The sequence below is a fragment of the Tatumella citrea genome, assembly GCF_002163585.1.
GTDB lineage: Bacteria > Pseudomonadota > Gammaproteobacteria > Enterobacterales > Enterobacteriaceae > Tatumella > Tatumella citrea.
On sequence record NZ_CP015579.1, the window covers coordinates 4,004,860 to 4,031,355 of the forward strand.

General features: G+C 49.2%; 21 protein-coding genes, 1 tRNA gene and 1 other RNA gene. 8 read left to right on the forward strand and 15 right to left on the reverse strand.

Annotated features, from left to right (window positions below; all coding sequences use genetic code 11):
* Positions 1-4: 4 nt before the first annotated feature.
* The 3 genes from wecA to trxA all read right to left on the reverse strand — a co-directional run bounded on the left by wecA (position 5) and on the right by trxA (position 3,285).
* On the reverse strand, positions 5-1,090 hold the full coding sequence (wecA, locus tag A7K98_RS18995) for a UDP-N-acetylglucosamine--undecaprenyl-phosphate N-acetylglucosaminephosphotransferase (protein ID WP_087489946.1): 1,086 nt from the start codon (positions 1,088-1,090) through the stop codon (positions 5-7).
* Positions 1,091-1,353: 263 nt separating this feature from the next.
* Positions 1,354-2,613 (reverse strand): transcription termination factor Rho, encoded by a 1,260-nt coding sequence (rho, locus tag A7K98_RS19000; protein WP_038015767.1) that lies wholly within the window; start codon positions 2,611-2,613, stop codon positions 1,354-1,356.
* Positions 2,614-2,952: 339 nt separating this feature from the next.
* A complete protein-coding gene (trxA, locus tag A7K98_RS19005) occupies positions 2,953-3,285 on the reverse strand; it encodes a thioredoxin TrxA (protein ID WP_038015458.1) in 333 nt (110 codons plus the stop codon).
* A gap of 117 nt (positions 3,286-3,402) precedes the next feature.
* Here trxA and rhlB point away from each other — a divergent pair, with 117 nt between their 5' ends.
* Positions 3,403-4,692: an ATP-dependent RNA helicase RhlB gene (rhlB, locus tag A7K98_RS19010; protein ID WP_087489947.1), complete on the forward strand. Its 1,290-nt coding sequence runs from the start codon at positions 3,403-3,405 to the stop codon at positions 4,690-4,692.
* Positions 4,693-4,699: 7 nt separating this feature from the next.
* Positions 4,700-6,184, forward strand: coding sequence for a guanosine-5'-triphosphate,3'-diphosphate diphosphatase (gene gppA / locus A7K98_RS19015; RefSeq protein ID WP_087493492.1), 1,485 nt, complete (start codon positions 4,700-4,702; stop codon positions 6,182-6,184).
* A gap of 38 nt (positions 6,185-6,222) precedes the next feature.
* Here the strand turns inward: gppA and rep are convergent, their stop codons facing one another.
* On the reverse strand, positions 6,223-8,250 hold the full coding sequence (gene rep / locus A7K98_RS19020; RefSeq protein ID WP_087489949.1) for a DNA helicase Rep: 2,028 nt from the start codon (positions 8,248-8,250) through the stop codon (positions 6,223-6,225).
* Positions 8,251-8,330: 80 nt separating this feature from the next.
* On the opposite strand from rep, the gene ppiC reads away from it, so the two are divergent.
* Positions 8,331-8,612, forward strand: a complete 282-nt coding sequence (gene ppiC / locus A7K98_RS19025) for a peptidylprolyl isomerase PpiC (protein ID WP_087489950.1) — start codon at positions 8,331-8,333, stop codon at positions 8,610-8,612.
* Between the two features lie 41 nt (positions 8,613-8,653).
* Here the strand turns inward: ppiC and A7K98_RS19030 are convergent, their stop codons facing one another.
* Complete coding sequence (locus A7K98_RS19030) at positions 8,654-10,123, reverse strand: M16 family metallopeptidase (protein WP_087489951.1); 1,470 nt, start codon at positions 10,121-10,123, stop codon at positions 8,654-8,656.
* A 376-nt stretch (positions 10,124-10,499) separates the two neighbouring features.
* Positions 10,500-11,120, reverse strand: a complete 621-nt coding sequence (locus tag A7K98_RS19035; RefSeq protein ID WP_087489952.1) for a TetR/AcrR family transcriptional regulator — start codon at positions 11,118-11,120, stop codon at positions 10,500-10,502.
* A 172-nt stretch (positions 11,121-11,292) separates the two neighbouring features.
* On the opposite strand from A7K98_RS19035, the gene A7K98_RS19040 reads away from it, so the two are divergent.
* The gene (locus A7K98_RS19040) at positions 11,293-12,480 is read left to right on the forward strand and encodes an MFS transporter (protein WP_087489953.1); all 1,188 of its coding nucleotides are present in this window, start codon (positions 11,293-11,295) and stop codon (positions 12,478-12,480) included.
* Positions 12,481-12,520: 40 nt separating this feature from the next.
* Here A7K98_RS19040 and hmsP read toward each other — a convergent pair whose 3' ends face one another.
* The 8 genes from hmsP to A7K98_RS19080 form a co-directional block, all read right to left on the reverse strand.
* Positions 12,521-14,515, reverse strand: coding sequence for a biofilm formation regulator HmsP (gene hmsP / locus A7K98_RS19045; protein WP_198361121.1), 1,995 nt, complete (start codon positions 14,513-14,515; stop codon positions 12,521-12,523).
* Between the two features lie 181 nt (positions 14,516-14,696).
* Positions 14,697-15,719: a peptide ABC transporter ATP-binding protein gene (locus tag A7K98_RS19050; protein ID WP_087489955.1), complete on the reverse strand. Its 1,023-nt coding sequence runs from the start codon at positions 15,717-15,719 to the stop codon at positions 14,697-14,699.
* Positions 15,691-16,677 (reverse strand): dipeptide ABC transporter ATP-binding protein, encoded by a 987-nt coding sequence (dppD, locus tag A7K98_RS19055; RefSeq protein WP_087489956.1) that lies wholly within the window; start codon positions 16,675-16,677, stop codon positions 15,691-15,693. Before dppD ends, A7K98_RS19050 begins: the two co-directional genes overlap by 29 nt.
* 11 nt (positions 16,678-16,688) lie before the next feature.
* The gene (gene dppC, locus A7K98_RS19060; protein WP_087489957.1) at positions 16,689-17,591 is read right to left on the reverse strand and encodes a dipeptide ABC transporter permease DppC; all 903 of its coding nucleotides are present in this window, start codon (positions 17,589-17,591) and stop codon (positions 16,689-16,691) included.
* A gap of 9 nt (positions 17,592-17,600) precedes the next feature.
* On the reverse strand, positions 17,601-18,620 hold the full coding sequence (gene dppB / locus A7K98_RS19065; protein WP_087490596.1) for a dipeptide ABC transporter permease DppB: 1,020 nt from the start codon (positions 18,618-18,620) through the stop codon (positions 17,601-17,603).
* A 145-nt stretch (positions 18,621-18,765) separates the two neighbouring features.
* Complete coding sequence (gene dppA, locus A7K98_RS19070; RefSeq protein ID WP_269466933.1) at positions 18,766-20,316, reverse strand: dipeptide ABC transporter periplasmic-binding protein DppA; 1,551 nt, start codon at positions 20,314-20,316, stop codon at positions 18,766-18,768.
* Positions 20,317-21,134: 818 nt separating this feature from the next.
* A non-coding RNA gene (locus tag A7K98_RS19075) (RtT sRNA) lies at positions 21,135-21,248 on the reverse strand.
* A gap of 33 nt (positions 21,249-21,281) precedes the next feature.
* Positions 21,282-21,358 (reverse strand) — tRNA-Pro (locus tag A7K98_RS19080).
* Positions 21,359-21,894: 536 nt separating this feature from the next.
* Between A7K98_RS19080 and A7K98_RS19090 the strand changes: the two genes are divergently transcribed.
* From A7K98_RS19090 to A7K98_RS19105, 4 genes are all read left to right on the forward strand, one after another.
* Positions 21,895-22,500 (forward strand): HD domain-containing protein, encoded by a 606-nt coding sequence (locus A7K98_RS19090; RefSeq protein ID WP_087489960.1) that lies wholly within the window; start codon positions 21,895-21,897, stop codon positions 22,498-22,500.
* 129 nt (positions 22,501-22,629) lie between these two features.
* Positions 22,630-23,343, forward strand: coding sequence for a DUF3053 domain-containing protein (locus tag A7K98_RS19095; protein WP_087489961.1), 714 nt, complete (start codon positions 22,630-22,632; stop codon positions 23,341-23,343).
* 381 nt (positions 23,344-23,724) lie between these two features.
* Entirely contained in the window at positions 23,725-24,996 is a 1,272-nt protein-coding gene (locus A7K98_RS19100) for an OprD family outer membrane porin (protein ID WP_087490597.1), read from the forward strand.
* A 154-nt stretch (positions 24,997-25,150) separates the two neighbouring features.
* A complete protein-coding gene (locus A7K98_RS19105; protein WP_087489962.1) occupies positions 25,151-25,513 on the forward strand; it encodes a YibL family ribosome-associated protein in 363 nt (120 codons plus the stop codon).
* Between the two features lie 7 nt (positions 25,514-25,520).
* Here A7K98_RS19105 and A7K98_RS19110 read toward each other — a convergent pair whose 3' ends face one another.
* On the reverse strand, positions 25,521-26,465 hold the full coding sequence (locus A7K98_RS19110; RefSeq protein WP_087489963.1) for a VirK/YbjX family protein: 945 nt from the start codon (positions 26,463-26,465) through the stop codon (positions 25,521-25,523).
* Positions 26,466-26,496 lie beyond the last annotated feature (31 nt).

Here is a 26,496-nt window from a genome sequence, read left to right on the forward strand (position 1 = left end):
GGTGTTAAATCTGATTTTCACGGGCATGGCGGAAATTATGCCAGCGACGTTTAATTCTGCGGACCAGACGGACGACCCGCCATGCATGCTTCAGGCAATAGCCGTAGACTGAAAATGCCAGCAGGAACAGTAACATCATGACCCATTCAGGTATCCAGGGCACACTCTCGCCGATCACCCCGATAGCAGCCAGCAGCGCAGCCGCAAGGGTAATCAGTACAAACGCCTGACGGGAGGAGAAACCGGCACGCATAATAAGATGGTGAATGTGCTGACGATCGGCTGAAAACGGGCTCATTCCTTTATGCAACCGCCGGTACATAATCGCCACCATATCCATCAGCGGGATAGCAATAATCCATAACGCCGTTACCGGGTGAAGATCATGGTTCTCTCCCTGGGTGGTTTCCAGTAACAGCCAGATGACGGTAAAACCGATCATCGTGCTGCCGGCATCGCCCATAAACACTTTATAACGGCGGCCGAGTATGCCCAGGTTGAGTAAGATATAAGGAATAGTGGCGGCTATCATCGCGAAACACCAGAAAGCCAGGCTGTGTTGCCCTTTCAGGTAAAGGATGATGCCTAAAGCACCGAAGCTGACAGAGGACAACCCACCGAGCAACCCGTCGATGCCATCCACCATATTGAAAGCATTAATTGCGGCCCAGACTGCGAACAAAGTCAAAAGGTAGCCGAAAGGACCGACGTTGAGTTCTACAGGCCCCAGTATATAACCAAAACTGACCAGATAATGGTGTGCCCCGGCCATCATCGCAATGGCGACAAACGCCTGAACCACCGCACGTAATTTCACGCTGATGTCGTAGCGATCATCCAGTGCGCCTACCAGGACCAGAACTCCGGAACAACACAGATACAGAACAACATGCGGCTGATAGCTGCTGGTCAGGATCAGTGCAAAACAAATACCCGCAAATACCGAAATACCTCCGACCAGCGGCACTGCGCCCTGATGACGTTTTCGGGAGTCCGGTTTATCAACCAAACCAACTTTTTTAGCTATTTTGCGGGCAAAGAACAAAAAAACCAGCGAAAACAGGAAAGTCAGTCCGAGTTCAGTACTCATATTGAGTAAATTCACATTCCACGCTCTCAGTCAGAATACTCACTAAGGAAAAACGGTTGTTAAGTTTTTTTTATCCTGATTCAGGTTGTGAGTTCTGTGCTGCCCGCATCATTCCGTGTTAATAGTATTATCTGCATGTGTAACTCCTTCACAAAATTCCTTGTCCCTGATAATGCTATAACCTGAACAACAAAAACGCCACGTAATCACGTGGCGTTTTGTTACTTTCAAAAAATTCCTAATTCGCTGTGATGCAGTCGCGGTTACGAACGTTTCATCATGTCGAAGAATTCTTCGTTAGTTTTGGTCATCGCCAGCTTATTAATCAGGAATTCCATGGCGTCAATCTCACCCATTGGGTGGATAATTTTGCGCAGAATCCACATTTTCTGCAGTTCTTCTGGCGTTGTCAGTAACTCTTCTTTACGTGTTCCTGAACGATTGTAATCAATTGCAGGGAAAACACGTTTTTCAGCGATTTTACGTGACAGATGCAGTTCCATGTTGCCGGTACCTTTAAACTCTTCATAGATAACTTCATCCATTTTAGAGCCGGTATCTACCAGCGCAGTGGCGATAATGGTCAGGCTTCCGCCCTCTTCCACATTACGTGCAGCACCAAAGAAACGCTTAGGACGATGCAGAGCATTGGCATCCACACCACCCGTCAGTACTTTACCGGAAGCAGGAACAACGGTGTTGTACGCACGAGCCAGACGGGTAATTGAGTCCAGCAGGATGATGACATCTTTTTTGTGTTCGACCAGGCGCTTGGCCTTTTCGATGACCATTTCAGCAACCTGAACGTGGCGGGAAGCAGGTTCGTCAAAGGTTGAAGCAACAACTTCACCTTTAACCAGTCGCTGCATCTCGGTAACTTCTTCAGGACGTTCGTCAATCAGCAGCACCATCAGCTCACAATCAGGGTAGTTATACGCCAGGCTCTGAGCGATATTCTGCAGCAGCATGGTTTTACCGGCTTTAGGTGGTGCAACAATCAGACCACGCTGACCACGACCAATTGGCGATGCCAGGTCCAGAACACGGGCAGTAATATCTTCTGTTGAACCGTTACCACGTTCCATACGCAGGCGGTTATTGGCATGCAGAGGGGTAAGGTTTTCAAACAGGATTTTGTTACGGGCGTTTTCGGGCTTGTCGTAGTTGACTTCGTTGACTTTCAGCAGGGCAAAATAGCGTTCACCTTCTTTTGGCGGGCGAATTTTACCGGCGATGGTGTCACCCGTACGCAGGTTAAAGCGACGAATCTGGCTTGGAGAAACATAAATATCATCCGGGCCTGCCAGGTAGGAACTGTCGGCTGAACGGAGGAAACCAAATCCATCCTGTAATATCTCCAGCACACCATCACCAAAGATGTCTTCGCCACTCTTTGCGTGCTGCTTAAGGATGGCAAAAATGATGTCCTGTTTGCGCATACGCGCGAGGTTTTCCAACCCCATATTTTCGCCGAGAGTAATCAGCTCAGACACCGGCGTATTTTTTAGTTCGGTAAGATTCATAGTGATGGGTTCTTGACTCGGGGTGTTACTCGAAATGTTAGTCATGAGTGGTATGGCTAAAATCCATGCCTGTAAATAGAAACATATTAACTCTGAGCCCGACAATGGAGTCGTTATTAAACAGCGACAGACTATGACGAGACGGCCTTGATGCGACGTGGTGGTAAACCACCGGATTGTTAATCCACCTTAATGGAAACACAGACTGGCTTAACAAAGGAAATCTTAGATTCTGACTACTGGTAAGAGCGTAATGCAGTGAAGATAACTTAGCACGACAAAATGCGGACGTCCAGTGATAGCACAAAAATAAACCACCACTGGCGTCCGGGGGCAGAATTAGCCCAGGTTAGCGTTCAGGAACTCTTTCAGCTGACCTTTAGATAAAGCACCCACTTTAGTGGCTGCGACTTCGCCGTCTTTAAATAACAGCAGGGTCGGAATACCACGGATGCCATACTTCGGTGCTGTGCCCGGGTTGTCATCAATATTCAGTTTCGCGACGGTCAGTTTGCCCTGATATTCTTCGGCAACTTCATCCAGAATTGGCGCGATCATTTTGCAAGGGCCGCACCATTCAGCCCAGAAATCTACCAGTGTCACACCGTCAGCTTTCAGGACGTCGGTTTCGAAACTGTTGTCGGTCAAGTGAACGATTTTATCGCTGCTCATGTTTTGCTCCACAGAATTATGCCTGGCGAATTGGCGTATAATGAATCAACGTAAGTTGACTTTATTTCATTGGATACGCTTTCGTAAAGCGACATTAAGCTGATATTCTACCACACTATGAGCAAAACACACTTAACAGAAAAGAAGTTTTCCGACTTCGCCCTGCACCCTAAGGTAGTTGAAGCCCTTGATAATAAAGGATTTCAGTACTGTACACCGATTCAGGCATTAGCACTGCCTTATACCCTTTCAGGGCATGATATCGCGGGTCAGGCGCAAACCGGTACGGGTAAAACGATGGCGTTCCTGACGTCAACGTTCCATTATTTGCTGTCTCATCCGGTGGCCGAAGGCCACAAAGTGAATCAGCCTCGGGCATTAATCATGGCTCCAACCCGCGAACTGGCGGTACAGATCCATGCAGATGCCGAGCCTCTGGCCACAAACACCGGGTTGCGACTCGGCCTGGCCTATGGCGGAGATGGCTATGATAAACAACTGAAAGTCCTGGAACAGGGTGTAGATATTCTGATTGGTACAACCGGACGGTTGATTGATTATGCCAAACAGAACTACATCGATCTCAGTGCCATTCAGGTTGTGGTTCTGGATGAAGCCGATCGCATGTTCGATCTGGGCTTTATCAAAGATATCCGCTGGTTGTTCCGCCGTATGCCTGCGGCAAATCAGCGACTGAATATGCTGTTTTCTGCCACCCTGTCATGGCGGGTTCGGGAACTGGCATTTGAGCATATGAATAATGCAGAATATGTCGAAGTTGAACCTGAACAGAAAACAGGTCACCGCATAAAAGAAGAGCTGTTCTACCCTTCAAACGAAGAGAAGATGCGCTTACTGCAATCCCTGGTTGAAGAAGAGTGGCCAGACCGTGCGATTATTTTCGCCAACACCAAACATCGTTGTGAAGATGTCTGGGGACACCTGGCAGCAGACGGTCACCGCGTTGGTTTGTTAACCGGTGATGTACCGCAGAAAAAACGCCTGCGGATCCTGGAAGACTTTACTAAAGGTCAGTTGGACATTCTGGTGGCTACCGATGTCGCGGCGCGCGGGTTGCATATCCCGGAAGTGACCCATGTATTTAACTACGATTTACCGGATGACCGTGAAGATTACGTCCACCGGATTGGTCGTACCGGCAGAGCCGGTGCCAGCGGGCACTCTATCAGCCTGGCATGCGAAGAATACGCACTGAATTTACCGGCAATTGAGGAATATATCGGCCACAGTATTCCGGTAAGTAAATATAACAGTGAAGCTTTATTGACGGATTTACCTGCACCAAAACGTCTGGCTCGTCGCCCGTCGAACAATAACCGCAGGGGCAACAATAATAACCGTCGTAGTGGGCCTCCACGTAACAATAACCGTAAACGTTCAGGTTAAACCAGCTATGCAGAACGCATCATCACTTTATGCTGCTATTGATTTAGGTTCTAACAGCTTTCATATGCTGGTGGTGCGTGAAATCTCGGGAAGCATTCAGACTGTTGCCCGAATCAAACGTAAAGTGCGGCTGGCGACCGGCCTGAGTCAGGATAATCATCTGTCTGACGAGGCTATGACCCGTGGCTGGCAATGTTTGCGGCTGTTTGCAGAACAACTTCAGGATATCCCGGCAAGTCAGATTCGTGTGGTCGCTACGGCAACTTTGCGCCTGGCAACCAATGCTCAGCAGTTTCTTTCCACCGCGGAGAACATTCTGGGATGCCCTGTTGAAGTCATCAGTGGTGAGGAAGAAGCACGACTGATCTATCAGGGTGTAGCTCATACCACCGGAGGCTCTGATCAGCGTCTGGTGGTGGATATTGGTGGCGGCAGTACCGAATTAGTGACCGGGTCCGGTTCAGATACGACAGCACTATTCAGTCTGTCTATGGGTTGTGTGACCTGGCTGGAACGCTACTTCACCGACCGTTATCTGACCCGTGAAAATTTCGAACAGGCAGAGCTGGCGGCAAGAGAAAAAATCCGTCAGGTAGCTCCTGTTCTGCGTGAAAAAGGCTGGGAAATCTGTGTCGGTGCGTCCGGAACCGTTCAGGCATTGCAGGAAATCATGGTAGCTCAGGGGATGGATGAGCAGATCACCCTCAGCAAACTCCGGCAACTGAAACAACGCGCCATTCAGTGTGGCAAACTTGAAGAGCTGGAAATTGAAGGGCTCACTCTTGAGCGCGCGCTGGTATTCCCCAGTGGCTTATCTATTCTGATTGCGGTCTTTCAGGAATTGCAGATTGACAGTATGACCCTGGCAGGTGGCGCATTGCGTGAAGGCCTGGTCTATGGAATGCTGAATCTGCCTATCGATAAAGATATTCGCACCCGCACCTTGCACAATGTTCAGCGTCGCTTTGCTATTGACGGAGAACAGGCGCACCGGGTACAGCAGCTGGCCGATGTTTTTTTTCGCCAGGTGAGTCAGAGCTGGAAGCTGGATGCCCGTTGTCGTGAGTTGCTACTCAGTGCCTGTGCAATTCATGAAATTGGCCTGAGTGTTGATCATCGCCATGCGCCGCAACATGCAGCCTACCTGGTTCGCTCTCTCGATTTACCCGGCTACACTCCCGCACAGAAAAAACTGATTTCTTCGCTGTTACAGAACCAGCAGGGAAGTATCGATCTGGCATTATTAACCCGGCAAAATGCATTGCCTCCACGCCTTGCGGAACGAATCTGTCGGTTACTTCGACTGGCGATTATTTTCTCCAGCCGTCGCCGGGATGATACTCTGCCGGCAGTCAGATTACAGGCCAGCGACGAAGCAATGCATCTGACGCTGCCTGCAGGCTGGCTTGAAGCTCACCCGTTACGGGCTGAATTCCTGGAGCAGGAATGCCATTACCAAAGTTATGTCCACTGGCTGCTGACTCTCGGCTGACAACAGACACCGGCTGCATCATTGGCGGCCGGTGATATTCACCCGTTTTGCTTCTTCGACTTTTCCAGCATGGCACGTAAACCTGCGACACGGCTCTGACTGTTAATCATCCTCTCTTCACTGCTGACTTTCTTGCGATCCCCTTCCCAGACCAGATCATCCTGAGGCAGTTCCAGCAAGAAGCGGCTCGGTTCAGGACGTACCTGTTCCCCATACTGCCGGCGCTCCCGGCACAGGGTAAACGTCAGCTCTTTCTGAGCCCGGGTAATTCCAACATAAGCCAGACGCCGCTCTTCTTCGATATTGTTTTCATCAATACTGCTCTGGTGAGGCAACAGCCCCTCTTCCATTCCAACCAGATAGACGTAAGGGAACTCCAGACCTTTTGAGGCATGCAGGGTCATCAGTTGCACCTGGTCCTGGTCATCATCGCTCTCTCCCCGTTCCATCATGTCTCGCAGGGTGAACCTTGTTACCACCTGAGTCAGTGTCATCGGTTCGTCCAGTTCATTACCTTCAAGCATTTCGGTCATCCACTGGAACAACGTATTCACGTTTTTCATCCGCATTTCAGCCGCTTTCGGACTGGCTGAATTCTCAAATAACCAGCTTTCGTAACTGATTCCGTGAATAAGATCCCTGACTGCGGCAACTGGCTCACGCTCACTGAGAGTAATCACCGAATTTAGCCAGTGAGTAAAACGCTGCAGGTGCTCAAGGCTGCGCGCCGGAAGACGTTCCGCCAGCCCAAGATCAAAGCTGGCATGAAACAGGCTTTTATTGCGGATGGAAGCCCATTCCCCCAGTTTCTGCAGTGTTGTAGGGCCTATTTCACGACGCGGGGTGTTCACAATTCTCAGGAAAGCACTGTCATCTTCCTGATTAGTCAGAACCCGCAGATAGGCAAGAATATCTTTAATCTCCGGACGGGAGAAAAATGATGTCCCTCCGGAAATCCGATAGGGAATGCGGTTCTGCATCAGTAATTTTTCGAACACCCGTGACTGATGGTTGCCACGATAGAGAATTGCATAATCTCTGTAGTTCGTTTTCTGGATAAAGTGATGGGCAATCAGTTCGCCGGTAACCCGCTCTGCTTCATGATCTTCATTGTTCGCAGTGATCACTTTTAACATGCTGCCTTCACCGAGCTCTGAAAATAGTTTCTTTTCAAATACATGCGGGTTATTAGCAATCAGGATATTTGCGGATTTTAAAATTCGCTGTGAGGAGCGGTAATTCTGTTCCAGCTTGATCACTTCCAGCGCAGGAAAATCCTGGCTCAGTAGCACCAGATTTTGCGGTCGTGCACCACGCCATGAATAGATTGACTGATCATCATCACCTACCACTGTAAACCGTGCCCGTGACCCAACCAGGAGCTTTACCAGCTGATACTGGCTGGTGTTGGTATCCTGATATTCATCAACCAGCAGATAGCGGATACGCTGTTGCCAACGCTCACGGACTTCTTCATTACGCTGTAGCAACAACGTTGGCAGTAAAATCAGATCGTCGAAATCAAGCACATTGCAGGAACGCAAATGCTGATCATATAACTGATAGCAGTGAGCAAATACGTTGTCCTGTGCCGACTTCGCTAAACCGGCTGCGGCATCAGGCAGCACCAAATCATTCTTCCAGTTGGATATGGCTGAAATCAGGTTCTGCAACAGAGTCTTGTCTTCTTCCAGCCAGGGCTTTGTCAGCTCTTTCAGCAACGCCAGCTGGTCCTGATCATCAAACAAAGAGAAGTTAGATTTCATGCCCAGCGCGGCATATTCGCGTTTGATGATTTCCAGCCCCAGCGTATGAAACGTCGAGATCAGCAGACCCCGGGCCTCTTTACGGCCTAACGTCTGTGCGACACGCTCTTTCATCTCCCTGGATGCTTTGTTGGTAAAAGTCACCGCTGCAATATGTCTGGCCTGATAACCACAGGCCCGAATCAGATGGGCTATCTTGTTGGTGATGACCCGGGTTTTGCCGGAACCGGCACCCGCCAGCACCAGACAAGGACCGGAAACATACTCAACGGCATGTTGCTGACTGGGGTTTAAACGCATAAAAAATCGCTCTGTCGATAACTGAAAGGATGATATATAAAGCGGCAAGTATACACATCTCAGACTGCCGGAGCAGAAATATGGCTAAAACAGCCGCCGCATTACATATTCTGGTCAAAGAAGAAGCTCAGGCGAAGGAACTACTGCTTCGCCTGCAAAAAGGTGCCAGTTTTCAGCAACTGGCAAAAAAGTACTCCACCTGCCCTTCCGGAAGAAAAGGTGGTGAACTGGGCGAATTCAGACGCGGCCAGATGGTTCCGGCCTTTGATAAGGCGGCGTTTTCCTGTCCGTTACTCACTCCATATGGCCCGGTAAAAACCAGTTTCGGATACCATATTATCAAAGTCCTGTGGCGTAACTGAGTCTCTTCCCCTTACGCCACAGGTCGCCCTGAAGATTGTTGTTACTGATTCGCTGCCGGTACCGGAGTATGGCTGTCGCCACTGTCAGCAACAGGACTGACAATTCCGTCAAAGCGTGCTTTCAGGCTGCTGACCGGAATTTCTGCCTCACCCTGTGGCTGTACCAGTACCATACTCAACGGTTGCGACAGCTGCAAATGCAGCTCGTGATTCAGCGCTTCCAGGGTTAATCCCCCAAGGAAAGCCTGACGTAGCCGCTGATACTGCTCCGGTGATATATCTACCACCGCATTCTGCTGTGACCGCAGACGCTGTGACATCAGTGTTTGCGTACCGGTACGGGCATAGGTTGCAAAGAGTGTATTCAGTTCCGTCAGTTTTCTGGACATCAGGCTATCGAACTCAGCCTGGGTCAGACCTTTATCCCGCAGGTTTGCAAAATCCGTTGCCACTTTCTCTACCTGGCCAGGCATCTTCTCTGCAGAAGTATCAATATTCAGACCACACTGCGCACGCTGATAAAACACGCGGCAATCCAGACCGAAGCGGGTATCAGTATTCGTCGCATCAGGTTCAGCGGGCTGCAGGTGCCAGTACAACACTTCACGCGCCAGGTCTCCCAGCCAGTATTGCTGTAAAGACTGAGAGTCAGTGATCGGTGACCATGGCATATCCCAAATCAGCGATAACCTGTCTCCGACACCCTGGCTATCAACCAGATTGACTGCCTGGTTCGGTAGCGGAGGTAAAACAGCCACCGAAGGCGGGCTACTGCGCTTTCCAGACAGTGACGCAAAAATTTTGCCTATCTGTTCACATATTGTACGGGTATCTACATTCCCGACCACATAGAGTGTCATTGCATCCGGCGTGTACCATTTATGATAAAAACTGTTCAACTGTGCAATATCCACCGGAACAGCACTGCCCGCCTGCGGGTCGTGTGCCAGCAGGGCCGAACCTTTCAGGCGATAACGCCACCAGACATCACCGGGATTAGCCGGCCAGCTGGCTGTAGGATCAGAAGCGTTCAGTGCGGCATTAACCATCTGTTGGTTAATCACCATGTTACCGGCGGTACCCGCCAGCCATTGTAATGCATCTTTGATTAAATCCGGACGATTGGCAGGCAGGCTCAGGTTGTACTGAGTAAAATCATAGGATGTCACTGCCGGCGCTAATGTACTGTTCTGATCGATGCTTTGCCGCCATAATTTTCTCTGCGTGGCGGCATTAATTGCTGTGTTATGAACCAGCGCCAGCCGGGTCAGCAGATGGCTGTAACCCGCTTGTAATGCGCTTTCGTTCAGCGATCCACTTTCGACCACTAAGCGTATTTCAATGCTGTCTGTCGGACGCTGGGGTGTCGAAAGCACCTGCCAGCCGAAACCATTTTTTAGTTTCCCCTGTTGCCAGGCAGGATCTGGCTGAAGGGCCTCAGCGTGCAACGTGAAACTGGCTGCGACGAATATCACTCCGCCCACCCAGTGCATAAATTTGGTGCCCTGCATGTGAACCCCTACATTCAAATGGTGAAAAACATCATTTTCACTGGCATTTCATTGCCATACATACGTTCCCGGTAATTCTGAATACTGCTTTTGATAGAACATCGCTTTTTGGACCACAGAAAAAACCGGATGTCGCGCGACATGATAAAAAATATTCAGAAAATTTCGGGCTTTATTATCCAAAAGTCAGGCACTGCGGCAAGGAAAAAGCGAAAAATATCGGAAATATTCGGGGAAATAGCATGATTACAGAAAAACACGCTGCCAACGTCGGCAGAATGACGGGAAATACAGCGGTTTTTGCAGAAAAGTGACAGCACAAAAAGCACAGTCACTGCCCGCCAGATTTACGGGCAGGAGAACCTCTGTGTTATTTCTACACCCTGGCAGTCAGTTTTGCGGCATCCCATAATGTCAGGATCTGTCCAATGGCCTGTTCAATATCCTGCTGAGGAACATTGTCCCGGGCCTGGGTGGAAATCCCCAGCATAAAACTGTCAAAAACAGTAGCTAATGCCAGAGTAGCAGGCGCATTTTCTAATTCACCACTATCAATAGCGCGATCAATGCAGAACCGGATACCGTCCCGGGTTCTCTGGCGCGAGGCAGTCAGAGGAGCCAGTATCGCCCTGTCCTGCTCCGCAATGCAGGACATTGCTCCGAGTGCAACCATGCAACCACGGGGATGGCTTTCCTCATATTGCATCCGTAATGATCCCCTGAATGCACTTTCCAGCGCCAGCCGGGGAGCCAGGCTTTCATCCCAAAGCGTTTCCGTAACCCTGGCGTGTGTTTGCAGGTAACACTCTACCGCTTCCCGGAATAATGCTTCTTTCGAACCGAATGCCGCGTAAAAACTGGGGGCCGTAATTCCGCCGCCAATGGCCGCTTTCAGCTGAGAAAGAGAAGTGGCGTCATAGCCATTCTGCCAGAACAGATGCATGGCACTAATTACCGCTTGCTGTCTGTCGAATTGTCTTGGTCGTCCAGCTTTCATTGTTCCCCTCCTGAGTTAATTAAATACTAATTGATACATATTTATTTGACAACCTGAGTGGTGGCGCTTAATTATATATCGACCGGTATATAATTAATATCCCCGGTGTATGGCAGGGAAAGACTCTGGTCGAACCCTGCTTTTCTTTCCCTGCACAACGGAACCTGAACACATGCAATCTCACTCAGAACCCGCCTCGCAGCTACCGGTATCCGCACTACTGGCACTGGCGATGACCGGATTTATCTGCATTCTGACCGAAACCATTCCGGCCGGGCTTCTGCCGCTCATCAGTCAGAGTCTGGCTATCTCCCCCTCACTGGCAGGCCAGATGGTAACCGCCTACGCGGCCGGATCGCTGCTGTTAGCTATCCCGTTAACTTTACTTACCCGTTCATGGCCGGGCCGCAGGGTGTTATTACTGACTGTCCTTGGCTTTATGGTGTTTAACACCCTGACGGCAATTTCTGACAACGTCGCAGTAATTATGGTCGCCCGATTCATGGCCGGAGCCTGTGCCGGACTGGCATGGAGCCTGCTGGCTGGCTTTGCCCGCAGAATGGTAACGCCATCATTACAGGGGCGCGCATTGGCCATAGCGATGGCAGGCACCCCGGTTGCATTGTCTCTGGGAGTCCCGGCAGGGACCTGGATGGGTGAGTTGGCTGGCTGGCGCCTGACATTTATGGCAATGTCCGGATTATCACTGATACTGACCGGCTGGATATTGCTGTCAGTGCCGAAAGTCGCAGCAGAACCTGACACGCAAAAGACCACACTCCGTACAGCCCTTCTGACACCGGGTGTCAGGCCGGTTCTGGTTGTCGTGTTAGGCTGGATGCTGGCTCATAATATCCTCTATACCTATATTACCCCGTTTATTACCCCGGCAGGCCTTGCTCCGCGGGTAGACCTGGTGTTGCTGGTTTTTGGCCTGACGGCTCTGGTCGGAATTGCGATTACCGGATATGTGGTTGACCATTATCTGCGTCAGGCAGTACTTCTGTCAGTTGGTGGATTTGCCCTGGTGGCACTGCTGTTTAGCATGTATGGCACTTCTTCTCTGGCAATTTATGCCGGAACAGCACTATGGGGGCTGACATTCGGTGGAGCTGCGACCTTGCTACAAACTGCACTGGCAGATGCTTCCGGAAAACATGCGGATGTGGCTCTGTCACTCAATGTAGTGACATGGAACAGTGCCATTGCACTGGGTGGGATTTTCGGCGGGCTACTGCTCAGACATGACGGCAGTCAGTCGTTGCCGTGGGTATTACTGCTATTGCTGTTGGTCACTCTGGTGGTGGTATGGAGGGCAGGAAGTCATGGCTTCCCTGCAGGTGCAAGGGGTAACAGATAGAATACCAGCCAGGGACCGTTAACCACGGTCCCGGCTTTTATCAGATTTCACTGACCGGGGCGACCAGCCATTGTTCATTAAACACCTGCTCAGACAGCGCCGGAGAATAAAGATAACCCTGGGCAATATGAATCCCGCGGGCCAGCAACCAGTCGCGTTGTTCGGTAGTTTCAACACCTTCAGCAATCACATCCAGCTGCATAATATCGGCGATTGAACCGACAATACGCACCATTGTGTCATCAGCGGGCAGCCCGGCGACAAAACTGCGGTCCAGCTTCAGGCGACGTACCGGCAGAGAACGGAACTGATGCAGATAATGCAGGTTAGAATACCCCATACCAAAATCATCCAGTACCACCGACACTCCGGTTTTCTCGATGGGGCGCAGCAGTTCCATCGCCCGTTCAGTATCATCAATTTTGGCCGTTTCCGTCAGTTCCAGTACAAAGCTGCCGGGGTTGATTTTCAGTTCGCTGAGTAAATTCTGTAAATGGCTCACCATCAGCGGATCCTGCAATTGCAACGCCGAAGTATTTACACTCAGTGGCAGCATAATCCCGTGAGCCTGCCAGTTTGCCAGAATCCGGCAAGCCTCTTCGAAAACCCAACGGCCGATTTCCGGCATTACGCCGATATCTTCGGCTGTGGTAATAAAATCTTCCGGCAGCGAGTATTTTCCGTCATCACGACGGATACGTAATAATGCCTCTGCCCCCACCAGTTTACCGCTGTTCATATCAACCTGTGGCTGGAGATACAGAGCATATTCTTTTTCATGGATCCCCTGCAGGATGTCATGGAACTGCGCCAAACGGGTTTTAGCCCGCTCGGTCATTTTCGGGTCAAAAAACAGGATCTGATTGCCGTTTTCTCTGGTAGCCGACATCATTGCCGAAATACCATGTTCCAGAAAATCCACGGCACTCAGATTCTCAGAATGCCGGCTGGCCAGGCCAATACTAACCACCGGACGCAGAGGCATATCCTGTAGGGTCAGTGGCTGAATCAGTTCGTCCATGACTAACTGTGCCTGTCGCATCAATAATAAAGGCTGCACGGCATGTTCATAAAACATCACAAAATCTGTGGCTGACAACTGAGCCAGCTGTATACCCAATCCCAGAGTACGGCGTAATTTATCCGCCAGTAGTTTCTGTAACAGCTCTTTATTCTTCGGGCTCAGGATGTCGGGCAGTACACCAATACGCAATACCATCAATCCCACTGACTGGCCCTGGCCTTTCTGGCGCAGAAATTGTTCAAGCAGCGCCAGAAAAAGTGTGCGGTTAGGTAACCCGGTAAATCTGAAATGAGTATTCAGACGTTCCACTTCTTCGTGTGCCGAATCGGCGATCGCCTGGTTCTGATTAACCGAACGCACCAGTACGCCGATTTCATCATCATGGTGGTTCTCCGGCATCATCAGTTGCTTACCCGGATTGTCCTGTAAATCACGGCAAATACTACGCAGTGGATGAACCATCAGGCGGTTGATAAACCAGCTAACCGATACAGATAAAACCAGTGCTAACAACAAGCTGGTAATGACCATCGTCGATAAGGTGCTCAGGATAAACTGATAAACCCGATAAGAATCCGCTTCCAGAACCAGCCAGGCCAGAGGTTTGGGTAATCCGGCCTGTTCAGTCGAATAGAGAGGTACCGTTATTTTGACCGGCAACTGAAAAACACTGGCAATAAACCGCGGTACTTTTACCTGCTGATTACGGGAAAAATCGACCTGTAAGGCTTCCAGTTGGTCGGGTAAACGAATATCTGCGCGCCCCAAAATTCCGGCAGGTTTCAGAGTGTTTAACAGATGTTCCGCCGCAGGAATATCGGCTTTTAGCACCGCTTCGGTCAGTGGCTGGCGTACAGTATGAGCAATATTTTCCATTTGCTGTGCATACTCAATCCTGCGCTGCTGCACAAAATGAAACAGCTGCACCGCGATAAAAATACAAATAACCACAATTGCCACGGCGGAGACACTTGCCATCTGTTTAATTGTGAGGGAGCGTTGAACGCGCACTATGGGCTCCGGACCGGTATCGGTAAATTCCCCAAGTATATATTAAGAGTGAGTTCCCGCTATCAGGTATCACCGCTCAATAACCGGAAATTAGGTAAAATCCTGGCTAAAAGAAGAAACTACCAGCACGTAGCTATTCCCGGACTCTTACCTGAAAAGCCCGGGGAACAGCAGACCCGGTTTAGAAAGTGACAGAAGAATCCTGCTGCTCCACCATAAAACAGGCTATCTGATGATCACCATAGGATTTCAGTGCTGGCTGGCTTTCAGTACAGCATGGCATCCGTTCACGACAACGTGCAGCAAAAGCACATCCGGGGGGCGGATTAAGCGGGCTTGGCAGTTCACCGGTAAGTTTTATCCGCTCGGTTTTGTGTTGCTGGTTGAGACGGGGTGTTGCTGACAACAAGGCTTGTGTATAAGGATGACGTGGATTGCCAAATACATCCCCTTTACTGCCTTTTTCCACACAGCGCCCGAGGTACATGACAATCACTTCATCAGCCAGATGTTCGACCACTGACAGATCATGTGAAATGAAGACATAGGACAACCCCAGTTCTTGTTGCAAATCCATCATCAGATTCAGGACCTGAGCACGAACCGAAACATCCAATGCAGATACTGGCTCATCGGCAATCAGCACTTCCGGTTCCAGCATCAATCCCCGGGCGATAGCAATACGTTGTCGCTGTCCACCAGAGAACATGTGCGGGTAGCGATCATAATGCTCGGCCTTCAGCCCCACTTTACCCATCATTGCCAATACTTTTTCTCTGCGTTGTAGCTTAGTCAGAGAGGTGTTTATTAATAATGGCTCTTCAAGGATCTGACTAATTTTTTTGCGTGGATTCAAAGAACCATAGGGGTTCTGAAAAATTATCTGAATTTTTTGCCGCCGTAATTTTTGCGCCTGCGCATCCGGAACCAGCAAATTCTGCCCCTGCCAGAAAAGCTCACCAGCTGTTGGTGTTTCAATCATGGTAAGCAACCGGCCGAGAGTTGATTTACCGCACCCTGATTCACCGACCACTGCCAGCGTTTTTCCACGCTGTAACGTAAAAGAGACTCCATCGAGAGCTTTTACCAGACGTGGTTTACCAAACAACCCGCCACTGACCGGATAATGTTTTTTCAGTTCATTCGCCTGAAGTAAGGCGATTCCATCCTGAGTCTTATTTATCACAGGCAGGTCTCCCGGCATCATCTAAAGGGAAATGGCATTTAACTTTCCGGCCAGTAATATCACGTAACTCAGGCTCTTCATTACGACAAAGTTCAGTGACATACGGGCAGCGTGGGTTGAGCAAACAGCCGGAAGGCCGGTCATATTTGCCAGGCACCACTCCGGGTAATGATGCCAGCCTGGCTTTATCCGCTGAAAACTCTGGCAGAGAGCGTAACAATGCCTGCGTATACGGATGACGAGGGGCAGTAAATATATCCTCTGAAGCACCAATTTCGACCACCTGCCCGGCGTACATGACAATGATCTGTTTAGCTGACTCAGCCACCAGCGCCAGGTCATGGGTAATCAGAATCAATGCCATATTTTGTTGTTGTTGTAACTCCAGCAACAGTTCAATGATCTGCGCCTGAATGGTGACATCCAGAGCAGTTGTCGGTTCATCAGCAATTAACAGTTTCGGCTGACAGGCAATCGCCATGGCAATCATTACCCGTTGACTCATCCCCCCGGAGAGTTGATGAGGGTATACATTCAGCCGGGACCCGGGGTCCGGAATCCCGACACTTTCCAGTAACCCGATAGCCCGTTGCCGACGCACCCTGTGACTCCCCCCCTGGTGTACCTTAATCGCCTCCATGATCTGGAAGCCAATGCTATAACAGGGATTTAAACTGGTCATCGGATCCTGGAAAATCATAGCCACATCCGATCCGACCAGCTGTCGCCTTTGCCTGGCAGATAAGGTCTGGAGATCAGCCTGTCCAAAGCTCAGTTTCTTTGCAATCACCTTTCCGGGGTAATCAATCAGCCCCATAATTGCCAGAGAACTCACCGATTTCCCGGACCCGGATTCCCCGACGATTCCAACCACCTCCCCTTGCCCCACCTTATAGCTAATACGATCAACCGCACGGAACGGAGACTTTTCGTCTCCAAAATGAACCGATAAATTCTCTACACTCAGTAATGTCATCGCGCGGCCTCTTATTGTTTCAGTTTAGGATCAAGGGCATCGCGTAAACCATCACCCACCAGATTAAAAGCCAGTACTGTCAAAAGAATTGTCACGCCAGGAAAAGTAACAACCCACCAGGCGCTTTGCGCATATTGCAGTACATCAGCTAGCATCGTTCCCCATTCCGGCGTTGGCGGCTGCGCACCCATTCCTAAAAAACCCAACGCAGCCATATCAAGAATCGCATTGGAAAAACCGAGAGATGCCTGCACTATCAGTGGAGCCAGGCAATTGGGGAGAATGTTTACAAACATCTGACGTAACGGCCCCGCACCCGCAACTCCTGATGCAGTGACATAATCACGATGGACTTCCGCCAGCACCGCCGCTCGTGTCAGCCGGACATAATGGGGGAGAGCGACAAACGTTAGCGCCAGCGAAGCATTGATCATTGACGGCCCGAAAACTGCGACCAGTACCAGGGCCAGTAACAAACTTGGCAGGGCCAGCATAATATCCACCAGCCGCATAATGACAGCATCTACAACCCCACCCAGGTAACCTGCCAGCAGCCCGAGAACGATTCCAAATATCAGCGACAGTACCACCACCAGACAACCCACCAGCAATGACAGTCGTGCGCCGTACATCAGTCGGCTGAGAATATCGCGGCCAACATCATCAGTACCAAGAATAAAACGCCATTCCCCCCCTTCCTGCCATACAGGGGGGTGAAGTAAAGTATCGCGAAACTGCTCCGTGGGGGAATGAGGCGCCAGAACTCCTGCAAAGATCGCCATTACCAACATCAGGGCAATAAATATCAGCCCGACAACAGCACCCTTATTTCGGCAAAAATAGTGCCAAAATTCCTGAAACGGTGTCATAGGTTTAGGTGCGGCACTCACACTGCCCGATTCAACAACAGACATGATGCCTCCTTATTTGTGGTGACGAATACGCGGATTCACCACGCCGTAGAGAATATCGACAACAAAATTGACCAGTATGATCAACAGGGCCACCATTAACACGCCACCCTGAACCACCGGATAGTCTCTGCGTTGTAACGCTTCGATTAGCCAGCGTCCCAGACCGGGCCAGGAAAAGATGGTTTCAGTCAGAATTGCACCCGCCAGTAGCGTTCCGACCTGCAGACCGATGACCGTAACTACCGGCAGCATGGCATTACGCAGTGCATGAACCACAATCACCCGCAGCGGCGTCAATCCTTTAGCCCTGGCGGTACGGATATAATCTTCTCCCAGAACTTCAAGCATGGACGAACGGGTCATCCGGACGATAACCGCCAGAGGTATAGTGCCCAATACAATAGCCGGCAGGACCATATGCATCACGGCATCTTTAAAATCTCCGGGTTCCCCCCAGAATAAGGTATCTATCAGATCAAAACCGGTCAGCGGGTGACTGTCATCAAGGAATACCGTATCGCCAATACGCCCGGAAACCGGAGTCAGATTGAGCTTTACTGACACCAGCATGATCAACATGATCCCCCACCAAAATACCGGCATCGAGTAACCTGCCAGCGAGAGGCTGATGGCAGTATGATCGAATACCGACCCCCTTTTAACAGCCGCCAAAACGCCTACCGGAATACCGACAGCGACCGCAAATAGCATGGCGCAAATACCAAGTTCCAGCGTGGCTTTAAAGCGGGGAACAAACTCATTCCAAACCGGAATACGGCTTTTCAGGGAGATCCCCAGGTCGCCATGCAAAATGCCATTGATATACGTGAGATATTGCTTCCACAAAGGCTGGTCCAGACCAAACTGGGCCAGTAATTGTGCATGCCTTTCGGGAGAGAGGCCCCGCTCTCCTGCCATGATCATCACAGGGTCGCCCGGGATCATATGGACAAAAGCAAAAGTTAGCAGGGTAATGCCAATAAATGTTGGGATGACCAATCCCAGGCGTTTCAAAATAAACTGCAGCATAAACAAGTTCCCTTTCATGCCGCCACCCTGAAAGATGGCGATCATTACTCACAACCCGTAAAAGGGTGACCGCAATAGCGCAAAATGCGCCAGTAAAACGAAGCACCCCGGCAATTTCACAATTCCGGGGTGTTGTTTGTTGCTGTTATTGTTGAATATCGACGTTATCGAAGTGGTGTTTACCCAACGGGTCAACCACGTACCCGGTCACTTTTTTGCTCACTGGCTCATAAACCGTAGAGTGAGCAATAATCAGTGCTGGCACCTGATCATGCATAATCACCTGCGCCTGCTGGTAGTAAGCAATACGTTTGTTATGATCAGCTTCAGATCTTGCTGGCTGTATCTGATCCTCGAAAGGCTTATAGCACCAGCGGGAATAGTTGGAACCATCTTTGGCAGCAGCACAACTGAACAATGTGGCAAAAAAGTTATCCGGATCCCCATTGTCTCCGGTCCAGCCCATCATCACCGTCTGGTGCTCGCCGGCTTTGGCCCTTTTCAGATATTCTCCCCATTCATAGCTGACGATATTGGCTTTTACACCAATTTTTGCCCAGTCAGCCTGGATCATCTCTGCCATGCGACGGGCGTTAGGGTTGTACGGTCGTTGTACCGGCATCGCCCATAAATCAATGGTAAATCCATCAGGCATTCCGGCTGCTTTCAACAGCGCTTTGGCCTGAGTCGGGTCATACGGATAATCTTTGATCTTGCTGTTATAGCTCCACATAGTTGGTGGAATCAGGTTTTTGGCTGCCTGCCCCGCTCCCTGGTAAACCGCATCAATAATAGCCTGTTTGTTCACTGCCATCGTTAGTGCCTGGCGAACCCTGACATCGTCCAGTGGCTTTTTCTCCGTATTAAACGCCAGATAGCCCACATTCAGGCCTGGCTGTTCCATCAGAGTAATATTCGGATCTTTTTTCATGCTGGCAATATCAGCGGGATTAGGGTAAGGCATCACCTGACATTCACCCTTTTGCATTTTGGCATAACGCACAGAGGCATCCGGGGTAATAGAGAAGACCAGCCGGTCAATCTTTGGTTTAGGGCCCCAGTAGGTCGGGTTAGCTTTATACAAAATCCGCGAATCTTTTTGATACTGCAGCAACTGGAAGGGCCCTGTTCCCACCGGATTCAGGTCCACTTTTTCCGGTGTCCCTGCCTTCAGCATATTATCTGCGTACTCTTTTGAGAGAATCGAGGCGAAGTCCATACCCAGGTCTGCAATAAAAGGCGACTCAGGACGGCTGAGGGTAAAGCGCACAGTATAATCATCAACTTTTTCGATTTTAGTAATGAGTTTAGGCATATCCATACCTTCAAAATACTCATAGCTGCCACCGGAAACGTTATGGTATGCATTGTTTTTATCTAACTGACGTTCAAAAGAAAACACCACATCATCAGCATTGAAGTCACGGGTAGGTTTAAAATCTTTGGTACTCTGCCATTTCACACCTTTACGCAAATGAAAAGTGTAAACCTTACCGTCACTGCTCACGTCCCAACTTTCGGCAAGTCCTGGTTGTAACTCCGTGGTACCGGTTTTGAACTCGACCAACCGGTTATAGATGGGTACAGAACTGGCATCATAGGTAGTACCAGAAGTGAATAATTGTGGGTTAAACCCCTCCGGAGATCCCTCGGAGCAATAGACCAATGTTTTTGCATGTACCGCAGCAGAAAGCATCAATGTCAGGATTGTTAAACCCGTCGTCAATACGCCTTTCCCGGACCGAAATTTGCTCATATTCGTTGCTCCGTTAAATTGTGATGTGTGTTATTTACTTTTTGTTATTAGTTATGCTGTCAGCAGAAATTCTTATAACAGACGCTATAAAGCACATCACCCAGGACATAAACACCATCCATAGGAAAATAGCGATATAATCTGCTAAGGAAATCTGTAGCCATTTACCAATTTGTCAACAGATGTAATCAGCTGTCAATAACCTGCGGGCATTTTTCTAATAAATCGCTAAAAAACAGATAAAACATAAATCTGTTAATAACATATACCATGAAATAAAAAACAATTAATAATTAAAAAATCAGAATAAAACTCCAATAATAAATATAAATATAAGTTAATAAAACTATTTAAAAAAGATGCAAAAAAACAAAATTATAGCAATGTGCTATTACCTTAATTCACAAATTATGAATTGGTTCAGGTTACGAATTGATCACAAAACCGACTACATGGTCATAAAGAAAACACAAATCATAAGAAAAATGTTTGACTAAAATTAAGTCCTTAAATGGTCATCTTAAACCTCCCTCTGCCTGTGATGAGCTAAGAGGAATTGCTCTGCGGCATGAGTTTCGGACAGCAGCGAACCATTGAAATCGGCCAGGGTCTGACTGAAAAAAATGATAAAGAGAAGCACATTTGAGTAGCCTTACCGGGACAAGTCATGCAGATAACCGCAAACCTCCTGCGGAGGTTCTCATCCTCTTCGAACTACAGGCGAAAAAAAACCCGCTAAAAGCGGGTTTCTTCGAAAGTGGTCGGCGAGAGAGGATGATGCCCCTTCGGGCCGTTGCTTAAGCAACGTTGTCTCACTTCGTTCGGCTCAAACCTCCTGCGGAGGTTCTCATCCTCTTCGAACTACAGGCGTAAAAAAACCCGCTAAAAGCGGGTTTCTTCGAAAATGGTCGGCGAGAGAGGATTCGAACCTCCGACCCACTGGTCCCAAACCAGTTGCGCTACCAAGCTGCGCTACTCGCCGATGGGGGCGAATATTACTGCCGCACTCAGATAGCGTCAACCGCTTTTTAGCAAACCCTGAATTGATTGACTAAAAAGCAGTCATCATCATCCTGAGTGATGCAGGAACCACCAATATCCGGGGCCTTGTGCAGGTTCCGTCACCGCGGCGGTTTTTCCTGAAACTATCAGACGGGCTGTCAAACCAGATCATATCCTTCCAGGAAGGCTCGTTGTTCACTAACCCAACCTGCAGCCGAAATTTTACGGGTAGCCTGACTGTAACTGTAATGCCGAAGTTAACAGTTATTTGTTATCAGCTGGCAAACTACCGCAACATTGTGAATAAAATATCATCACTGTTTGTTCAGATTTCATTATTGTTCAGATACTTTTTAAAAAAAACCGTAACACAGGGAATATTCCGGAATAGATTAAAAAAATAAATAAAATTAATATGATTCATCACCCTGATATTAAAAACCATTCTTCCCCGCTTGCCGAACCTATTACCGCCATTCTATAGTCATATTATAAATTCCGGCTAGCAGAGGACCTATGCATTATTCACTGGAAGAAAAAGCAAAGTTGTTTGCCCGCCAGGTTCACTACCAGGCAGATCAACGGCGTAAATACAGTAATGCGCCCTATATTGTTCATCCTCAGGCAGTCGCAGAACTGGTTCGCCATGCAGGAGCGGATGAGACCATGCTGGCAGCGGCCTGGCTGCATGACACTCTGGAAGATACTCCGACCACTTTTAGCCAGTTACAGCAGCTGTTCGGCAAGGAAGTCGCGCTATTGGTCGGAATGCTAACCAACCCGCAAGTCTCCGATACCGATACCCGACTTCAAAAGAAACAACAACATCTGCAGCATAGCGCAAAAGCCTCCGCCAAAGCGCAGACAATCAAACTGGCAGATATCATTGATAACACGAAAGATATTGTTGATAACGACCCGGAATTTGCACCGGTTTACCTGGTGGAAAAGCAGGTTCAGATAGGCTTACTGCGCGACGGAGATCCGGGGCTCTGGCAGCAGGCAGAAGCACAGATCAGCCATGCCATCTCCCGGTTATGCCAACCTCCCTATAATATGTCGGCCAGTTGGTTCACACATCAGGCAGAAAAATATCTCCCGGCACCAGCGATCACTCAATAAGAGAGAAAGATGATGTCCCGCACTTTTTCTCCCCATTTCCCCGTTGGCGGGAGCAACGCTTTGCACTATCCTTGTGGTCTCTCTGCTTGTAAATAATACAAGTTGTCGAATAACAGGAGTCCGTTCCTTATGGCGTCAGGCATAGTACGTGTTGCGAAGCAGTCTGGATTACTGCTGGCAACAGTTATCATGGTTTTCCAGCTTGCAGGCTGCGGCGATAAAGAAGCCGGGCAAAGCAAGGCATTCAGTGATTTTCTGCAAAATACAGTCATGCGCAGCGGTTCACAGTTGCCGACACTGAGTGAAAATCAGAAAAAAAGCTTCGGCAATTTTGCCGGCGATTATGCAATCCTCTATGGTTTCTCCCAGCAACTGAATAAGGCGATTAACGACGGAATCCGCCCGGTCACTGATGAATTATCAGCAATCCATGTTCCCGCCGACTATCAGTCACACCGCGACACCCTGCGCCAGGCCGCCGGAGCCCTGAATGTAGTTACACAGCAGGTACAAAATGCCCGTAATCTGGCCGACAGCAGTAAGTCATCGCTGAAATTGCCTGCCGATCTGCAAAAAACCTATGAAGCCGCCTATGCCAAAGTGGTCACCCAACCAGCAAACAATGTGTTGCCATTACTGCCGAAATTGCAGGCTCTTAGCAGCTCAGTGATCGACACTGGCGACTTTTTGCAGGCACAAAATAACAGTGTGAGTTTTGCCAACAACAATGTTCAGTTTGCTACTCAGGATCAGGTAAAACAATACAATACCCTGGTCGCTGATATTGCCAGCTCTGCCCCGGTACTGGGTCAGCTGAAAACGGCCATCAGTAGCGTCCAGTAATACCCTCAGCCCCTGCTATTGCCGGGGCTGTTTCTCTGGCTTCTGCCAATACTGACTCTCTTTCTGCTCATAAACAGCAATAATTCCCCCGGATGATTATCCATATTTGTCGGAGTTTATTATTAATCATTCTGTACGCTCGCCGGTTTACTTTATGTTTTATCTTAGTCTTAACAAAAAGAGCGCTTTTCAGAAATTAAACAGCAGGTTAGCCACCTTTGGCAGCAGATAAAAGGCTGTTAATTAATTTATAAGCGTAATAAAATCCTCCGCGGTAATCTATCACCTTATGCAATAAATTCTTTTTGGCATGACCACATGCGGAATATGTGGCAGCCCGAAACAGATTTAATTCTTATAAAAAATAAAGGCACAACAAAAGTGAAAAAAGAAATACCTGTTATTCTCTGCGGGATATTATGCGCGGCTCCGGCTCTGGCGAGTGATCAATCACAAAGTAATGGTTTTATTGCAGACAGTCATCTCGATGTCCTGTTACGTAATGCTTATATTAACCGCCACTATAAAGCTCAGGGAGTACGTGACCGTGACGAGTGGGGCCAGGCCCTAATCGCTAACTGGCAATCGGGTTATACACAAGGGGTTGTCGGTTTCGGTTTTGATGCTATTGGTCAGTATGCAGTTCGTCTGGACGGGGGTCGTGGCAGAAGTGGTGCCGGCGGTATCGACTTCTTTAAACAGGGCCATGACGGAAAAGCAAAGTCTGATCTGGCCAAATTTGGCGCAACAGCAAAAATGCGCATCTCGAACACTGTGATCAGCTACGGTACTCAGCGTCCTGAATTACCGGTAGTCTCGGCAGATAATTCACGTCTGCTGGCCGAAACCTTCACCGGAGCGATGATCACCTCCAAAGAGATCACCGGACTGGAAGTTAATGCCGGTTATCTGACCGATGAACAACGTAAAAGTGATGACCGACATAACAGCGGTCTAAAAAGTCTGTCATTCGGTGGTGCCAGCTACCAGTTTAACGATCAGTTCAGTGGCTCGTTTTACGCCTCCAACGTAGAACAAACGCTTAATAAGCAGTATCTGGGGCTAAGTTACAAACAGCCTCTGGCGGCTGAACAATCTCTGGCAGTCAATTTCAATGGCTATAATTCCCGCCTGACGAAAAAGTATGCCAGTCAGCTCGATACCGGACGCAGCAATACCATCTGGAGCCTGGCCGCGAATTACACCTGGTGGGTGCATACCTTTAAACTGGCTTACCAGCAGAGTGACGGCAGCACCGGTTATCAGTATGGCGGATACCGTGATCAGGGTGGTGTTGGTGACGGAGGCAACAGCATCTGGCTGGATAACTCCTACTGGTCAGATTTTAATGGCAAAGGCGAACGCTCCTGGCAGGCTGCTTATGGTATCGACTTTGCAGGGCTGGGTATCCCCGGCCTGGCATACAACGTCGCCTATGTCCGTGGTGACAATATTAAAACTAACCAGACCAGCAACGGCCATGAACACGAGCTGTTTAACCAGATCCAGTACACCGTACAGAGCGGTGCTGCGAAAAATCTGACCCTGAAACTGCGTTACTCCATCCTGCGTGTATCCGGAGATGCTGCGGACTATAACACCAGCGGTAACGAGATCCGCGTGTTTGCAGAATACCCGTTCAGCTTCTTCTGATGTAGATTCCGCCCCTTTACGCAATTCAGCATAAAGGGGCCATTCCCCCGGCAGCCATGCTAAGCTATGGCATCAGATGCAACCGACAGCCGGTTCTGGTTAAGTCCTCCGGAATTTTGGTGTATCCTTGCCCGCTGATTAACAGGAGTCAACAATGAAAGAACAAGAAAAAGCTGAGATTAAACGTCTGAGCGATCTGCTGGATGCACTTAACCACAAATCACAGGCGCTGATTACTGCCGGTGATATGGAAAAGCTGGGAGAAATTCAGCAGGAAATGCAGACGCTGGAAACCGAAATTACCCGTCTGCGTGATGTTCGCGAACAGAAGCTCAGCACCGAAGCTCAAAAACTGGAAAAACTGCCCTTCCGCCGTGCTATCACTAAAAAAGAGCAGGCTAATCTGGGAGCTCTGAAAAAAACCGCCCGTGGGATTGTGATTGTTCACCCGATGACGGCACTTGGCCGTGAAATGGGCCTGAACGAAGTCACCGGGTTCGCTAAAAAAGCCTTCTGACTGTCTGCTATTTGCAGGTTATCTCCAGCGCGTCGTTAAACTGCTGATGCAGTTCGTTAAGCAACTGATAACGACGCCGGTACTCAGCCCTTTTTTTACTGGCAACCTCTTCCAGTGGCTTACGAATTACCGTCAAAGGTAAATCGTAGTTCCCGTGGCTGTTTTGTCGCCCTCCCAGGCTTTCCCAAAATTCACTGTAGCTGGCAAAGAACTTATCCTGTTTACTGTAGCGATAACGCAGGCTGCGAAACACATGGCTGTGTTCACTCACTGCCTGAATGCCTTCAATTTTACCGGCCTCTGCTAACCAGAAAATCACATCCATCAGCAGCCTTTTTGGAAACACACCATAACTGGCGCGTGTAGCCTGCCGGATAACATCTGCAGATATTTCGCTGCCTGGTCCCTGCAATCCACCGATAAACAGTACTTTCTTGCCGTCCAGTTGGATCACTGAAAATGTCGTCATTGCCACTACCTGCTGCTGGTAGTAGAGGCACAACATGACCTCACCTTCACGATCAAACCGGGCAGGACCACAGGTCAGGGCAAAAGTTTGATCGTCAGGAGTGACCCACTGCAACATAGGGGTTGCCGAGGGCTGGGTCATCCACTGGCGTAATCGTGGGTTTTCGAGGCCTGACAGTAACTGATAATGGCTGACAATAGCCTCTGCACGCTGGCGTACACCTAATCCGGCGCTCAGATAGGGGCGGTGTATTTTGGCCGGCAACAGCCCCTGCCGTTCAAGCAGCGATGGAAAGAGTTCCAGAGTAGTCAGAGAACTAAGATAACGATAGCTAACCGCAGGATAACAACAGCAGCGTAGCAAAAATTTCAGGCTGAAGGATTTGCTCTTCCAGGCTTTGTCCGGGCGATATTTGCCACTGATCACTGACCAGAGTAGTGAGATATTGTTTTTTTTCAGCGAGTCATTAATAAGTTCAGACATAGCAAGGCCAGAGTTTTGGATTGAATCCAGC

Bases quoted from the DNA above. Each gene is read 5' to 3' on its own strand.
- wecA (WP_087489946.1), bottom strand. From the start codon at position 1,090: ATGAGTACTGAACTCGGACTGACTTTCCTGTTTTCGCTGGTTTTTTTG.
- rho (WP_038015767.1), bottom strand. From the start codon at position 2,613: ATGAATCTTACCGAACTAAAAAATACGCCGGTGTCTGAGCTGATTACT.
- trxA (WP_038015458.1), bottom strand. From the start codon at position 3,285: ATGAGCAGCGATAAAATCGTTCACTTGACCGACAACAGTTTCGAAACC.
- rhlB (WP_087489947.1), top strand. From the start codon at position 3,403: ATGAGCAAAACACACTTAACAGAAAAGAAGTTTTCCGACTTCGCCCTG.
- gppA (WP_087493492.1), top strand. From the start codon at position 4,700: ATGCAGAACGCATCATCACTTTATGCTGCTATTGATTTAGGTTCTAAC.
- rep (WP_087489949.1), bottom strand. From the start codon at position 8,250: ATGCGTTTAAACCCCAGTCAGCAACATGCCGTTGAGTATGTTTCCGGT.
- ppiC (WP_087489950.1), top strand. From the start codon at position 8,331: ATGGCTAAAACAGCCGCCGCATTACATATTCTGGTCAAAGAAGAAGCT.
- A7K98_RS19030 (WP_087489951.1), bottom strand. From the start codon at position 10,123: ATGCAGGGCACCAAATTTATGCACTGGGTGGGCGGAGTGATATTCGTC.
- A7K98_RS19035 (WP_087489952.1), bottom strand. From the start codon at position 11,120: ATGAAAGCTGGACGACCAAGACAATTCGACAGACAGCAAGCGGTAATT.
- A7K98_RS19040 (WP_087489953.1), top strand. From the start codon at position 11,293: ATGCAATCTCACTCAGAACCCGCCTCGCAGCTACCGGTATCCGCACTA.
- A7K98_RS19050 (WP_087489955.1), bottom strand. From the start codon at position 15,719: ATGCCGGGAGACCTGCCTGTGATAAATAAGACTCAGGATGGAATCGCC.
- dppD (WP_087489956.1), bottom strand. From the start codon at position 16,677: ATGACATTACTGAGTGTAGAGAATTTATCGGTTCATTTTGGAGACGAA.
- dppC (WP_087489957.1), bottom strand. From the start codon at position 17,591: ATGTCTGTTGTTGAATCGGGCAGTGTGAGTGCCGCACCTAAACCTATG.
- dppB (WP_087490596.1), bottom strand. From the start codon at position 18,620: ATGCTGCAGTTTATTTTGAAACGCCTGGGATTGGTCATCCCAACATTT.
- dppA (WP_269466933.1), bottom strand. From the start codon at position 20,316: ATGCTTTCTGCTGCGGTACATGCAAAAACATTGGTCTATTGCTCCGAG.
- A7K98_RS19090 (WP_087489960.1), top strand. From the start codon at position 21,895: ATGCATTATTCACTGGAAGAAAAAGCAAAGTTGTTTGCCCGCCAGGTT.
- A7K98_RS19095 (WP_087489961.1), top strand. From the start codon at position 22,630: ATGGCGTCAGGCATAGTACGTGTTGCGAAGCAGTCTGGATTACTGCTG.
- A7K98_RS19105 (WP_087489962.1), top strand. From the start codon at position 25,151: ATGAAAGAACAAGAAAAAGCTGAGATTAAACGTCTGAGCGATCTGCTG.
- A7K98_RS19110 (WP_087489963.1), bottom strand. From the start codon at position 26,465: ATGTCTGAACTTATTAATGACTCGCTGAAAAAAAACAATATCTCACTA.